13 protein-coding genes and 2 pseudogenes are annotated in these 12,756 nt (G+C 60.4%); 5 read left to right on the forward strand and 10 right to left on the reverse strand.

What is annotated here, in order from left to right; translation table 11 throughout:
- Positions 1-119: 119 nt before the first annotated feature.
- The 3 genes from ACZ1HA_RS10720 to ACZ1HA_RS10730 form a co-directional block, all read right to left on the reverse strand.
- Positions 120-1,622, reverse strand: coding sequence for a tripartite tricarboxylate transporter permease (locus ACZ1HA_RS10720; protein ID WP_436399058.1), 1,503 nt, complete (start codon positions 1,620-1,622; stop codon positions 120-122).
- Entirely contained in the window at positions 1,619-2,110 is a 492-nt protein-coding gene (locus tag ACZ1HA_RS10725; RefSeq protein WP_375230541.1) for a tripartite tricarboxylate transporter TctB family protein, read from the reverse strand. The genes ACZ1HA_RS10720 and ACZ1HA_RS10725 overlap by 4 nt, the downstream gene beginning before the upstream one ends.
- Positions 2,111-2,198: 88 nt before the next feature.
- The gene (locus ACZ1HA_RS10730) at positions 2,199-3,173 is read right to left on the reverse strand and encodes a Bug family tripartite tricarboxylate transporter substrate binding protein (protein WP_472713850.1); all 975 of its coding nucleotides are present in this window, start codon (positions 3,171-3,173) and stop codon (positions 2,199-2,201) included.
- Positions 3,174-3,320: 147 nt separating this feature from the next.
- Here ACZ1HA_RS10730 and ACZ1HA_RS10735 point away from each other — a divergent pair, with 147 nt between their 5' ends.
- From ACZ1HA_RS10735 to ACZ1HA_RS10750, 4 genes and pseudogenes are all read left to right on the forward strand, one after another.
- Positions 3,321-4,217 carry a LysR family transcriptional regulator gene (locus tag ACZ1HA_RS10735; RefSeq protein WP_436399055.1) on the forward strand — a complete coding sequence of 299 codons (897 nt, stop codon included), beginning with the start codon at positions 3,321-3,323 and terminating at the stop codon, positions 4,215-4,217.
- Positions 4,214-4,957, forward strand: a complete 744-nt coding sequence (locus tag ACZ1HA_RS10740; RefSeq protein ID WP_472713851.1) for a sulfite exporter TauE/SafE family protein — start codon at positions 4,214-4,216, stop codon at positions 4,955-4,957. The genes ACZ1HA_RS10735 and ACZ1HA_RS10740 overlap by 4 nt, the downstream gene beginning before the upstream one ends.
- A 71-nt stretch (positions 4,958-5,028) precedes the next feature.
- Positions 5,029-6,083 (forward strand): annotated as a pseudogene (locus tag ACZ1HA_RS10745) (mandelate racemase/muconate lactonizing enzyme family protein).
- Between the two features lie 39 nt (positions 6,084-6,122).
- A complete protein-coding gene (locus ACZ1HA_RS10750) occupies positions 6,123-6,740 on the forward strand; it encodes a glutathione S-transferase family protein (RefSeq protein WP_472713852.1) in 618 nt (205 codons plus the stop codon).
- Here the strand turns inward: ACZ1HA_RS10750 and ACZ1HA_RS10755 are convergent.
- From ACZ1HA_RS10755 to ACZ1HA_RS10785, 7 genes and pseudogenes are all read right to left on the reverse strand, one after another.
- Positions 6,737-7,405, reverse strand: coding sequence for a fumarate hydratase C-terminal domain-containing protein (locus ACZ1HA_RS10755; RefSeq protein ID WP_472713853.1), 669 nt, complete (start codon positions 7,403-7,405; stop codon positions 6,737-6,739). The two genes, ACZ1HA_RS10750 and ACZ1HA_RS10755, sit on opposite strands and share 4 nt — an antisense overlap.
- On the reverse strand, positions 7,402-8,358 hold the full coding sequence (locus ACZ1HA_RS10760; protein ID WP_472713854.1) for a fumarate hydratase: 957 nt from the start codon (positions 8,356-8,358) through the stop codon (positions 7,402-7,404). Before ACZ1HA_RS10760 ends, ACZ1HA_RS10755 begins: the two co-directional genes overlap by 4 nt.
- Positions 8,355-8,684: a hypothetical protein gene (locus ACZ1HA_RS10765; RefSeq protein ID WP_472713855.1), complete on the reverse strand. Its 330-nt coding sequence runs from the start codon at positions 8,682-8,684 to the stop codon at positions 8,355-8,357. Before ACZ1HA_RS10765 ends, ACZ1HA_RS10760 begins: the two co-directional genes overlap by 4 nt.
- Positions 8,681-10,437: pseudogene (locus ACZ1HA_RS10770) on the reverse strand (L-aspartate oxidase). Before ACZ1HA_RS10770 ends, ACZ1HA_RS10765 begins: the two are co-directional and overlap by 4 nt.
- A complete protein-coding gene (gene sdhC, locus ACZ1HA_RS10775; protein WP_472713856.1) occupies positions 10,434-10,778 on the reverse strand; it encodes a succinate dehydrogenase, cytochrome b556 subunit in 345 nt (114 codons plus the stop codon). Before sdhC ends, ACZ1HA_RS10770 begins: the two are co-directional and overlap by 4 nt.
- Positions 10,775-11,116, reverse strand: a complete 342-nt coding sequence (locus ACZ1HA_RS10780) for a succinate dehydrogenase (RefSeq protein WP_472713857.1) — start codon at positions 11,114-11,116, stop codon at positions 10,775-10,777. The genes sdhC and ACZ1HA_RS10780 overlap by 4 nt, the downstream gene beginning before the upstream one ends.
- Before the next feature lie 3 nt (positions 11,117-11,119).
- Positions 11,120-11,845, reverse strand: coding sequence for a succinate dehydrogenase/fumarate reductase iron-sulfur subunit (locus tag ACZ1HA_RS10785; RefSeq protein ID WP_375230530.1), 726 nt, complete (start codon positions 11,843-11,845; stop codon positions 11,120-11,122).
- A gap of 121 nt (positions 11,846-11,966) precedes the next feature.
- On the opposite strand from ACZ1HA_RS10785, the gene ACZ1HA_RS10790 reads away from it, so the two are divergent.
- The gene (locus tag ACZ1HA_RS10790; protein WP_472713858.1) at positions 11,967-12,755 is read left to right on the forward strand and encodes a nitroreductase family protein; all 789 of its coding nucleotides are present in this window, start codon (positions 11,967-11,969) and stop codon (positions 12,753-12,755) included.
- Position 12,756: the final 1 nt, after the last annotated feature.

A 12,756-nucleotide genomic window follows, 5' to 3' on the forward strand; every position in this document is an offset into this window, starting at 1 on the left:
GTGACAGAAAGTGCGCTACTTTGCCGGGAAAAGAAAATCACATTTTTCGCAATGTCCAATGTTTCCCGTCCTTTGGCGGGGCGCTGCCGTTTCTTTGTCCCTTGTGGTACGGCTTCGTTTCACTGCCCGGTCAGCGACGCCCCCCGCACGGCGCGCACCCCTGCACGGACAATTGCAATCACCGTCAGGACCGTCAGGCCCCAGAAAAACCAGGTGATCGGACCGCGGAACAGGATTGCCGGGTCGCTGCCGGACATCAGCATGGACTGGCGGAAGTTATCCTCAAGCAGAGGCCCCAGAATGAAGGCAATCAGGAACGGTGCCGCCGGAATCTGAAACCGTACCATCAGAAACCCGACCCACCCCATGACGAACATAACGCCCACATCGAAGATGTTGTTGTTCACCGCGAAAACACCGTAGATGCAGAGCACCAGAACGCCCGGGATCAGGATACGTTTCGGAACATCCGCCACGTATTTGAACCCGCGGATCGCGACCGACCCCACAAAAAACAGGAAGACGGAACTCACAATCAGACCAATGAACAGGCCATAGATGATGTCTACGTTCAGGATAAACATCATAGGGCCAGGCTGAAGGCCATGGATCATGAAGGCACCGATGATGATCGCGGTGATCACATCGCCCGGCACCCCCAGCGCCAGAAGCGGGATCAGCGTCGCACCTGCAACGCCGTTGTTGCCCGCCTCAGAGGCGGCGACACCCTCAACTTCGCCCTTTCCGAAATTTGCCTGGTTTTTTGAGGTGCGGCGCGCTTCCGAATAGCTCAGGAACGCCGAAGGCGCCGCACCGATCCCGGGGATAGACCCCAGGAAAACACCGATAAAACTGCCCCGTACGATGGATTTGAAGCTGCGCCGGTAATCGGCGAACGTGACCCAGTTCTTGCCCAGGCTGCGGGCTGTGCCGACATGAGCTGTCGGGTTCCAGACCATCGCCAGGATTTCGGGAATAGCAAAGAGCCCGATCAGCACCGCAATGAAATTCAGACCGCCCATCATATTAGGATCGCCAAACGTGAACCGGTTCGTTCCGTAGACGAGATCAAGCCCCACTGTGGCCAGCAACAGCCCCAGAAGGGCAGAAAGCGCACCCCGCAACAGGCTTTTGCCGGAGACGCCCGCGATGATCGTCAGAGAGAACAGGATAAGTGTGAAGAATTCCGGCGGCCCGAAGCTCAGCGCGAAAGAGGCGAGCCATCCGGCAAACAGGATCAGTGCAAGGTTCGAGATGACGTCAGCCGTGCAGGACGCCCAGAGCGCCATGCCCAGCGCGCGCCCCGCCTCACCCTTTTCCGCCATCGGATAACCGTCCAGGATCGTGGCCGATGATGCCGGCGTGCCCGGCGTTTTGATCAGGATCGCAGGAATCGAGCCGCCGAAAATACCCCCTTTGTAGACCCCCAGCAGCAGAAGGATGCCGGTTATGGGCTGCATGGCAAAGGTAAAAGGCAGCGTCAGCGCCACAGCCATCGTGGCCGACATGCCCGGGATTGCGCCACCGACCACGCCAATGGCCACACCAACGAACAGCGCCAGAAAGGCTTCGATGTTCCCGACGACACTGAGACCCGCTGCAATACTGTCCAGAAAACTCATGGCAACCTCAGAAAATTGCCCTGCGGGATCGCCACACCGGCGACATGGGCAAAGAATGCGTACAGGATCAGGGGAATGATGATGGCGCAGACCACCGCCGTGACCGGATGGCGTGTGCGTACAAGGAACGCGGAGGCCACAAACACGAGCATGGAGGTCAGTACCATGCCGAGGCGCGGCATCAGAAACATCGTCAGCCCCATAATCACCGCCATACCGGCAAGCCGCATCCAGGCCGCAGCCGGATCATCAGATGGCGTATTTACCGGCACGCCGTCGTCTGCTGCCCGCAAACCGCCGATCAGCAGACCAAGGCCTGCCAGTCCGGTAAAGCCAGCAAGAGCGTAGGGCCAGAACAGAGGGGAGAGGATCAGGCGCTGCACGTTGCTGGGCGAGGACACCCACTGCGGAATGGCCCAGAGCAGCAGAAAAAGTGACGCAATGATCGCGCCGCTCCCCAATGAAATCTGGACCTGTCTTTCTGTCATGTGCCGCGCCCCCTGCCCGGACGTTAGAGTTGGAAACGCCGGGCCACAAGAAGCCCGGCGTCGCTCGATAGTACTGTGATCAGAGGCCTCAGCCTTCGATCCGCATACCCAGTTCGTCCACAAGTTTGCGGAACGTGTTGTACTGGCCTTCGATGAACTCATTGGCCTTGACCGGATCCATCAGCTCGATCACCGAACCGCGGGCCGTCATCTTTTCCGGGAATTCTCCATCAGCCGTGGCCTCAGCCATCCATGCGCCCCACTTGTCTGCGACATCATCCGGCAGATCATCGGGGCCTGCGATACCTGTCCAGCCAACGAGCTGGTGCAGCGCGGGTTTACCTAGATCGGCAGCTGTCGGGGCATCAAAACCGGGAACGGGGTCCGGCGTTGTCACCATCAGCGGCACAAGCTGTTTGTTTGCCACAAAGCTCGCAAGCGCCGAAGAGTTGGTGCACAGGAACGTTGCCGTGCCGTTCAGAACGGCCGTGGCCGCAGCCCCGCCGCCTTTCTGCGGAATGTGCGTGGTCTGCGTCAGTGGCTCTTCAACGCCGAACTCAGACAGCACCATCACGGCCGCGATATGCAGCAGAGATCCGACGCCGGAAGAAGAATATGTCACGCCGCCTTCAGCGACCTTTGCAATCAGATCGTCCATGGATGTGATGCCCGAAGACGGGCTCACAGCACAGGCCACAGGGTTGATCTCGTAAACGGTCACGAAACGGAAATCATCAAGCGTGTAGGGCAGCGTCGCCTTCATCGCCGGGTTCACCGAATGCGATCCGACACGGGCAAAAAGCATCGTGTAGCCGTCCGCTTTGGCGTTCTGCACCGCAACGGAGCCTGTCGCACCGCCGGCGCCTGTCACATTGGCCATGACCAGCGGGCTGCCAACCGCATTTCCAAGCGGTTCAGCGATGGTCCGGGCTGAAATATCGGTTGCCCCACCGGCACCATAAGGAATGACCATATTGATCGGCCGTTCGGGGTATTCGGCCGCCGCTGTGGTCGCAAGGCCAAGCCCGAGGGCGCAGATGGCGCCAAGTGTCCTGAATTTCATCGTTTCCTCCCAATTGGATCCCTGTTGAGACGTGAAGCATCAAGCGTCCCCATCGCCCTTGACAAACGGTATCGTTAAGACAAGCTTTGACGAAGCAATATAAAATTACACAGATCGTTAGCTGCGCTAACAAAAAGGCAATCATCCATGTCCATCCGAACCCTGCGGACGCTGATCGCCATTGATGAGCACAAAACCTTCAGTGCCGCGGCTGATGCGGTCTTTGTCACACACGCCGCGGTCAGCCAGCAGATGCGGGCGCTGGAAGAGTCGTGGGGTGTCCAGCTTTTCGACCGGAGCCGCCGGACACCTGAACTGACGCCCCTGGGACGGGCTCTGGTTGCCCGCGCACGCGAAGTTGTCCGGGCCTATGACCAGATCCTGCCCTCCGTGTTGGGCGAAACCGGTGTCAGCGGCGAGATTGCACTGGGCGCACTGCCGACCACACTGACAACGCTGGTGCCCTCCGTGATCTCCATGCTGGTGGAGCGGCATCCGGAAGTGCATGTGCGCCTGTTTCCCGGGCTGACGACCGGGATGGTCTCGCAGCTGGAACGGGGTGCGCTGGATGCGGCGCTGATCACCCGGCCAGGCACCCTGCCCCCAGGGCTTGCCTTTCATGATATCGCCGAAGAGCCGGTTCAGTTGCTGGCGTCGCGCGATACCAAAAGCGACGATCCGTTCGAGCTGCTGGCATCAATGCCGTTTATCCGTTTCAACCGTGACGCGGTCGTCGGTCATATGATCGAAGCCTGGCTGCAGAAAAAAGGCCTGCGGGTGAATGAAACCATGGAGCTTGAGGACCTGGAGGCCATCTCGAGCATGGTGCATGCCAATCTCGGCGTGGCGATTGTGCCGCGCCGCTGTGTACAGATGCGCGAACCTCTGCCGCTCAAACGCCTGTCGCTTGGACCGGATGCGCCTGTCCGGCTGCTGGGACTGGCCCACAGGCGGGACAACCCGCGGACCCGCATCGTGACGGAACTGCATGATCTGTGTCTGCGCGCAGTCCGGGAAAACGCGCCGGCCCCGGACGGCATATGACAGGGACAGAAGCGCTTTTTATCTGCCTCGGTGCTGCGGCTGCCGGTTTCGTCAATGGCCTTGCGGCCTTCGGCACCGCTCTTTTTGCGATGGGGTTTTTCCTCACAGTCATGCCACCGGTGCAGGCCGTTGCGCTCAGCGTCGGTCTGGCGGCGGTCAACGGGCTGCAGGGGGCATGGGTCGTCCGGCGGGAAATCGCGCAGAATCCTTCACGACTGGCGCGTTTTGCAGTGCCCGGACTTTTGGGCGTGCCGCTTGGCGTTTCGCTGTTGCAGGTGCTTGATGCGGACGTGCTGAAGCTCACAATTGCGTTGTTCCTGATCTGCTACGGCGGCTATTTCACACTGCGCCGCCAGTTGCCTGCCTTCACACCGGGTACCGGACTGCCGGATATGGCCGTCGGCTTTTCGGGTGGTATTCTGGGCGGTGCTGCAGCCCTTTCCGGCGCGCTGCCCACCATGTGGTGTTCACTTCGGGGCTGGCCAAAGAACGAGCTGCGTGCCGTGCTGCAACCCTTCAACGTGATCATTCTGTCAGCGACGCTGGTGTTGCTGGTTTTTTCCGGCGCGTTTACGGCGCAGACGCTGGTCTTTTTCGCCCTTGCACTGCCCGTGGCCCTGCTTTTCGCCAGACTGGGCCTGATGGTGTTCAGACGCCTGCCAGACGTGGTATTCACGAGGCTGCTGATCGGGCTCTGCCTCGTGTCAGGAACCGCCATGCTGATCCGGGAAGCGCTATGAAAATCGACCGCATCGAAGTTTTCGTGTACCGGGCACCAACGCCCGCGCCGGTGGCAACCTCCTTCGGGATCATGCGCGACCGCCCGGCCGTATTTGTGCGGCTGACAGACAGTCACGGCGTGTCCGGATGGGGCGAGATCTTCGCCAACTGGCCCGCGGCAGGTGCTGAACACCGCGCGCATCTGCTCATCCGCGACATCGGCCCCCTGGTCCTAGATCAGGTCTTTGATGACCCCGAAGATCTCTGGCAGCACCTGACCCTGGCCACACACATCCGTGCGCTGCAATGCGGGGAGCCGGGCCCTTTCGCGCAGGTCATCGCCGGGCTGGATACAGCAGCACATGATATCCGCGCGCAGCACAAGGGTGTCCCGCTGGCACAGTCAATCAGCGCCGTAGCTGGCACCAAGGTGCCCGTTTACGCCAGTGGTATTGCCATTGACCGCGCGGGCGGGATGATCCCCGAGGCCAGGCAACAGGGCATTTCCCGGTTCAAGGTCAAGGTTGGTTTCAACCTGGAAAGGGATCTGGAACTGCTGTCGCAGCTGAAATCTGAGCTTCTGACCGGTGAGACACTTTGCGCGGATGCAAACCAGGCCTGGGATGTGATGCAGGCGCTGACCTTTATGACCGCTGGCGCTGACCTCGGCCTCACCTGGCTCGAAGAGCCGCTGCCCGCAGACCGACCTGCATCAGAATGGATGGCGCTTGCCAACACCGGCACCATGCCCCTGGCCGCCGGGGAAAACATCGCGGGACTTACCGAATTTCAGGCGGTGCTCGCACAGGGTCACCTGTCTTTCCTTCAGCCGGACGTGGCCAAATGGGGGGCGTGACCGGGTGCCTGCGGGTCGCTCAGGACGCGCACAAAGCTGCCGTGACCTATTGCCCGCATTTCCTGGGCGGCGGTGTTGGCCTGGTCGCATCGGCACATCTGCTGGCAGCCGCTGGCGGACCGGGTGTGCTGGAAGTCGACGCAAACCCGAACCCTCTGCGGGATGCTTTCCTCGATGATATGCCGCTCCGGGACGGCCAGTGGCGTCTCAACACCTCGGCGGGGCTGGGTATCGTGGATCTGCCCGAAGCAATCACACCATTCCAGACCCTGGCGCTTGAACTTTCCTGACCGCGCGCCATCCTTGCTGCAGAATGACAGGAGGCACACGTGTACACGCTTTATTTGGCAAAAGGTTCATCGGCGCTGGCCGCGCATATCCTTCTCGAAGAGATCGGTGCGCGGTATCAGACACAGGTTCTATCGGTGCCCGACGGCGAGCACCAGAGCGACACCTATCTGTCGATCAATCCACGCGGCCGCGTGCCTGCGCTTGCGACGCCACACGGCGTGCTTACAGAAAACCCCGCCATACTCGCTTATCTTGCTCAGGCACATCCCGAAAAGGAACTGGCCCCGAAAGACCCCTTTGGGTTCGCCACAGCGCAGTCCGCGAACCTCTATCTTGCCTCGACCATGCACCCGGCTTTTGCGCATAAACTGCGTGGTGCCCGCTATGCGGACAGCCCGGACGCCATCACGGCGATGAAAGACAAAGTCCCGGCGAATATGGCCGAATGCGCGCGCCTGATTGAGGATCATCTGTTACAGGGGCCCTGGGTCCTCGGCGCACAATACTCGATGTGCGATCCCTATTTCTTTCTGGCGCATCGCTGGATGGCAGCCAACGACATCAGCTCAGGCGAATTTCCGAAAATCCATGCCCATGCGGAAGCCATGCGGGCCAGACCCGCAACACGCGCCGCGCTGGAGCAGCACGGACTTTAACCAATGATTTCATCTGACCGGTCGTCGGTCTCCCCATAGCGCCGCATCACCGCGGGTTTGGTGCCTTCGTAAATCCGGTCAATGTTCTCTTCGATCCGCGCATTTTCACGCTCGAAGAGACAATCGCCGTTCATATCTGATGCGACGATAAAGGGTCCCATACGGCGCGCCCGGATCACCCACATGGCCTGGGCAATTCCCAGCTCCTCATGCCAGTGAACAGCCTCAACGGTTTCGACACCACGCCCCAGAAGCGCCCCTGTGCCATAGCCGACCGTCGACAGGTACACCGCGCCGTTGGGCACAAAGTATTCCCGGTAATCCTTTGAAGACATGCCACCTTTACCAATGATGAGCCGTGCGCCGGTGCGGGCCATCCATTCCGGCAGCCACTTGGCAAACCGGAAGCTCGCGGTCGCGGTGACGGCCCCGAGATCAAAGGACCCGTCCTCACGGATCACCGCCGCCGGCGAGCAATGGAAATTTGCGGCACTCTGCGCGGGCAGTTCCATCGGGATGTTGGCGTTTTCCTCAAGCGCGCGCATGTAAACGCCCTCGCGCGCGGTATAGATCAGCCCGTCAAGGTAAACGATATCGCCCAGCTTCAGGTCGGCAACGGCTTCTGCCGTGGGGGTGGTGCTCAGAACAACTTCACGCAGGCTCATTCCGCAGCCTCCAGCGCCGGTTCCCAGTCTACGCTTTCACGCCGCTGATAGTCCGTGAACCAGTCCGGGTCCGTACGGTGTTCGACACGCCCATCCGGCCAGATGCGCGCAACAGCACGGCGCGACGACAGACAGAACGCATGCACAGACATCTGCATGCCGCCCGTGTGGCAGTAACCAACCTCGATGTTGCAGTCGATCACCATGTTCTTGCCGACAAACCCCATCGCGCCCATACCGATGGAATTGCCCAACTCCCTGAACTCATCTTCCATCGCAGCGATTTTCGGGTCCGAGTTCCGACTGCCCACGGTGCGCAGGGTTGCGGCACGTTTGCCCAGCACCATGCAGGTGTCCTTTGACCCGCCCAGACCGATCCCGATGATCGCCGGCTGACAAGCCAGGCCCCTTTTGCCGAATGCCATCAGGCTGTCGAGGTAAAACCGTTTGATCCCCTGGATGCCGTCCGAGGGGAAAAGCATCCGGTAATCGGTGCCGAATAGGCCCCCCTTGTGTACCGTGATCAGGTCGATCCAGTCGCCGTCCGGTTCAAACCCATATTCAATTTCGGGCGCGCCGATGCCGACGTTGTTGTTGTGATCCGTGCGCCACAGCGGGTGTACACGGTTCGGGCGCAGGGGGATGCCCGTGGTCGCATTGGCCGTCGCACGCCGCAGCGCTCCTTCAAGTGCCACGGGGCCGCCTTCGATGCGGGCCTCGTTACCCATTTTCACGAACCAGCGCGGCACGCCGGTATCGCCGCACATGGCGCGACGGTCCTCTTTGGCCGCTTCGTAATTGTCCAGCATCGCCTTGAGAACAAACGAGGAAAGATCGCCATCCTCAGTCTTCGATGCCGCCTTCAGCCCATCAAGGTAATCCTGCGGAATCTCGATGGCTGCCTTGTCCATCAGCGTCTCTGCTGTGCTCTCAATAAGGTTGATCGGGATCATCGGAAGTCCTCCCTGTTGCGCGAGACGAGGCCCCACATCTCATTGTCGCCGTCACCTGAAAACGCAACCGCACCCGCCCGAACGAGCGCCTGACGCAGCGCGTCGTCATCGCTGAAGCCGCGCAGGTGGTGGCGGATCTTTTTCAGACTGCGTTTCTGATAGTTCTCATTTTCCAGAAGATGGCGGATGGCGGACTCAACGGAGTAGTCCAGCTTCATCTCCTCGCGCAGACGGGCCAGATCGTTATGTGCCGTCATACGCGCCGTGACAAATGCGACCACCAGGCTCGCAAGGCATGACAGCACGATAAGGGCAGCTTCGGTCATTGCGCGGCCACCAGCGATTCCGGCTCACCGTCAGGCAGAATGGTCTCGCCCGGGCGCACCACTGTGAACCGGACGTCCTCACGCGTGACCGCAACATCCTCATCATTGCGACGCGCCACAGTGAAATAGCTGTCGATCATCGCGCCTTCTTCCGGGAAATCCTCGCGGTAATGCGCGCCGCGTGAGTTTTCACGCGCCAGTGCCGCTTTGGCGATCACCTCCGAAATCTCGCACAGGCTCGCAAGGTTGAGCCAGTCATGCCATGTCAGATTAAACGCGAGATTCTCGCCCGACACACCGGTTTCCAAAAGCTCGGCGCTGACCTCGCGGATACGACCAAGCCCGCGCGTGAGGCCATCGGCTGTGCGCATGACGCCCACGTCTTCCCACATTGCTTCCTGCAACTGGTTGCGCAGCGGCTGTACCAACGCCGCTTTGCGCTGGAGCGGGCGCAGGGCGCGGGTGACTTCGGCCTCCAGCACGGTTTCATCCGGATCGCGCAGATTGGTGAACCTGCGGATGTCCTGCCCCATGACATCGCCTGCGATCCCGCCATAAACCGTGGAATTCGCGACACCGTTGCCACCAAGGCGGTTTGATCCATGCGCGCCGCCTGCATCCTCCCCCGCAACATAGAGACCTTCCAGAGCGGTGCGCGTATCCACATCCACGACCACGCCGCCCATAAAATAGTGCGCTGTTGGCACAACCTCGACGAGCCCCCCCGCCAGATCAAACCCGCTGTCCGCGCAACGCTTGACCATGCCTTTGAATTTCTGCCGCACGTTCTCCGGGCCCAGATGTGCCATCGAAATGAACATGCCTTCCTGTTCAGGATCGTTGTTCTTGCGCATCTCTGCGTAAATACCGCGGCTGACCACATCGCGTGTCGCCCGCTCGCCCAGACCGTCGTAGTCGTACATGAACCGGTGACCCGCAGCATTCAGAAGCTGCCCACCGGCGCCCCGAAGCCCTTCTTCGAGCACGGTCCCCGTCATCCGGCTGTGACTGCCCGCCAGCAGGCCGGTCGGATGAAACTGAACCATTTCCATATCGCGCAGCGGCAGCCCTGCCCGCAGTGCCATCGCGAGACCGTCCATCGTCTTGTCGCCACTTGGGGTGTGGTAACGGTACATGGTCGGGCCACCGCCGGTGGCCATCAGCACAGTTTTAGCCCGCACAAAACGGAAGCGCCCCGTGCGCATGTCGATCATCAGAACTCCGGCCAGCGCACTGCCGTCCTTTGTCGGAATGAGACCAATCGCCCGGTGTTCCTGCAGTTTCTCGACCGGTCGAGAGAGCACCTGTTCCATAAGCCGGTTTATGATCTCGATACCCGTCAGATCACCCTTGTGTACGGTTCGGTCCGCGGTCTGTCCCGCAAAAGCCTTCTGGTGCAGCGTTCCGTCGGCGTTTCGGTCGAAAAAGCACCCGATCTCATTTTCCAGCTCGGTGATCCGCACCACAGCCTGTTCGCAGAGCCGCCAGGCCATGTCCTGATCCGGCAGCCATTTGCCTCCATGAATGGTGTCCATGAAATGCCGCTCGACGGTGTCCCCACCGCCCAGCGCAACATTGTACCCCCCTGGACCATGCGCGTGCATCCGCATTTACCAATCAGGCCTTTTACCGCGATCGTAATTTTGGTGCCCGGAGGCGCGGACTGCTGGGCGTGAAGTGCTGCGAAGAGACCCGCGCCGCCGGTGCCAAGGATCAGGATGTCTGTGTCATGGCGGTCGATTTCAGTTTTCATACGGAGATCACCTGCAAAAAGAACGAACCGGACAGCAGAAACGCGAAGCCGACCGCGCCGGCAGCCAGGGTTTTCTGCGGTGCAGACCAGGGCAGCCACTCCATCGCCATGAGCCTCAGACCGCCGGCCATGTGAACCGCCAGCAGGAACACAAGCCCGAATTCCGCAACCTTAACAATTGGCTGATCGGCAAAGCTCAGAAACTGGTTCAGCTTTTCCGGCTGGGTGAGCGCATAGGACAGCACCCAGAAATGTAAGGGCAGGAAAAGCGCCAGCGCCAGTCCGGAAACCCGGTGCAGCACAAAGGCCAGCCAGAGCGGATGTGCGCGGGAATACTTCATGCGCCGCCTCCGGCTGTCACGGCCCAGACGGCACGCGCGCCCAGTGCGAACAGCACCAGAGCCGTCCCCCAGGTAAGTGCGCTCAGGCCTGCACCCTTGAGACCGGTGTGTTCATGCACAATGACGCGCAGACCAATGGCCGCATGGACAGAAACGGCGACGACGAAACTGCCGTAAAACAGAAACCAGAAAGCTGATCCCTGCGTGCGGCCGAGGATTTCTTCTGCAGAAAGTCCGCCCTGCACTGCATAGATCATCACGGCAATATGGCCCAGCGTCAGCGGCGCCATGATGAGCGCCGAGATCCGTTGAACCATGTAGAGGTGCACGTTCAGCATTGTTTACCGACGCTTTCTGAAAAAGTTGCGGCTGGTTTCGCGTTTCAGCCCGGCGATGGCCGACATCGGGTCCAGTTCATTGGGGCAGTACACAGTGCAGCTGCCCATTGAGTGGCAGTTATGGCATCCCCCGGCCCCGGACACGGCATCCAGGATTTCTGAACGGGCGTCGTGCTTTGCATCATTGTACAGCGTCCATGCGCGCTGCAACGCCGCGGGCCCAAGGTAGTCGGCGTTGCCGGCAACCGTGTCGCAGGCCGCGTAGCACACCGAACAGTTGATACACTCAATGCCCGCGCTTGCCTCAACGCGCGTGCTGTCGCCCGGATCAATTGCTTCGATCGCATCATGGCGGGTTGCACTGGGGGTATGCACACCTCCGGCCGCCACCCACTTGTCAAAAAACGGGTCCATGTCCGCCGCCAGATCCTTGATGACCGGCAGGTTGCGCAACGGGCCTACCTGGACCGCACCGTCTTTGACCACAGTTTTGATATGGGTGCGGCAGGTCCAGCGCGGCCGTCCGTTCACCATCATCGCGCATGACCCGCACATGCCCACACGGCAGGCAAAGCGGTAGGTGAGCGTCGGATCGGCATATTGCTGGATCCAAGACACCACGTCCAGAATGGTCTGGCTTTCATAAGCCGGGACCTCAAATGTCTGATACGCGCCATCTTCTCCGCCACGCCAGACCGACACATCCAGTTTTTCGGCTTCGCCCGCCACACGGTGCTCCCGGCTTGTGGATTTTGGTTTGAGCAAGATATAACTTCGAGAATAGCTAACGAGAAGGAATATGTTCTAATGGTTTTCGTAAGAAAGGCTTACAGTATATTGCGCCCTCTCGATGACTGAGGTGCAACTGTCCGATCTGTTAAAACAACGCTTTGGTAACGCGCCGAACGTCCCTGAAGGTCTGCAGAACAACCCGCTTTTGAATGCCATGGCGGGGCGGGCCGCGTGTCGCAGGTTCACCCCGGATGTTCCGTCGGCAACCGTACTGCAAACGCTCGCTGCTGTCGCACTGGCGGCGCCGTCCAAAAGCGATCTGCAGCAGCGTGATATTCTTATCGTTGAGGACCCCGCCAGGACGGATCAGTTGCGCAATCTGCTGTCCGCTCAGGAGTGGATCGCAGATGTGCCCTGCTTTGTCGTTTTCCTCGCGGACAACCGGCGGCAACGGCAGATCCAGTCCTGGCACCATGAAGGCTTCCCTAACGACCACCTCGATGCCTTTTTCAACGCATCTCTGGATGCAGGCATCGCCCTGAACGCATTCATGACTGCGGCGCAGGCTGCGGGTCTGGGCTGTTGCCCGATCAGCACAATCCGCAATCATATGAATGCAGTACGGGATCTCTTTGATCTGCCGGATCACGTATTTCCTGTCGCCGGCATGGCAGTCGGGTATCCGGTTGATCCGGCCCGGATCAGCCCGCGCCTGTCGCTGGAAGCCACCGTGCATTCGGATCAGTACCGGAACACATCCCGCGAAGACATTGAGGAATACGACAACCGACGGCGGGCCGGCCGCGAAGAGACACCCTGGTCACTGGCCAAGGCCCGCATGTACGCAGAAGCTCAACGCGGGGACTTCGGCAGGTTCATCCGCAGCATCGGCTTCCGGACAGATTAGG

The organism is Roseobacter sp. S87, assembly GCF_055693285.1.

Excerpts from the sequence above, each read along its gene's own strand:
- ACZ1HA_RS10720 (WP_436399058.1), bottom strand. The coding sequence starts at position 1,622 with ATGAGTTTTCTGGACAGTATTGCAGCGGGTCTCAGTGTCGTCGGGAAC.
- ACZ1HA_RS10725 (WP_375230541.1), bottom strand. The coding sequence starts at position 2,110 with ATGACAGAAAGACAGGTCCAGATTTCATTGGGGAGCGGCGCGATCATT.
- ACZ1HA_RS10730 (WP_472713850.1), bottom strand. The coding sequence starts at position 3,173 with ATGAAATTCAGGACACTTGGCGCCATCTGCGCCCTCGGGCTTGGCCTT.
- ACZ1HA_RS10735 (WP_436399055.1), top strand. The coding sequence starts at position 3,321 with ATGTCCATCCGAACCCTGCGGACGCTGATCGCCATTGATGAGCACAAA.
- ACZ1HA_RS10740 (WP_472713851.1), top strand. The coding sequence starts at position 4,214 with ATGACAGGGACAGAAGCGCTTTTTATCTGCCTCGGTGCTGCGGCTGCC.
- ACZ1HA_RS10755 (WP_472713853.1), bottom strand. The coding sequence starts at position 7,405 with ATGAGCCTGCGTGAAGTTGTTCTGAGCACCACCCCCACGGCAGAAGCC.
- ACZ1HA_RS10760 (WP_472713854.1), bottom strand. The coding sequence starts at position 8,358 with ATGATCCCGATCAACCTTATTGAGAGCACAGCAGAGACGCTGATGGAC.
- ACZ1HA_RS10765 (WP_472713855.1), bottom strand. The coding sequence starts at position 8,684 with ATGACCGAAGCTGCCCTTATCGTGCTGTCATGCCTTGCGAGCCTGGTG.
- sdhC (WP_472713856.1), bottom strand. The coding sequence starts at position 10,778 with ATGAAGTATTCCCGCGCACATCCGCTCTGGCTGGCCTTTGTGCTGCAC.
- ACZ1HA_RS10780 (WP_472713857.1), bottom strand. The coding sequence starts at position 11,116 with ATGCTGAACGTGCACCTCTACATGGTTCAACGGATCTCGGCGCTCATC.
- ACZ1HA_RS10790 (WP_472713858.1), top strand. The coding sequence starts at position 11,967 with ATGACTGAGGTGCAACTGTCCGATCTGTTAAAACAACGCTTTGGTAAC.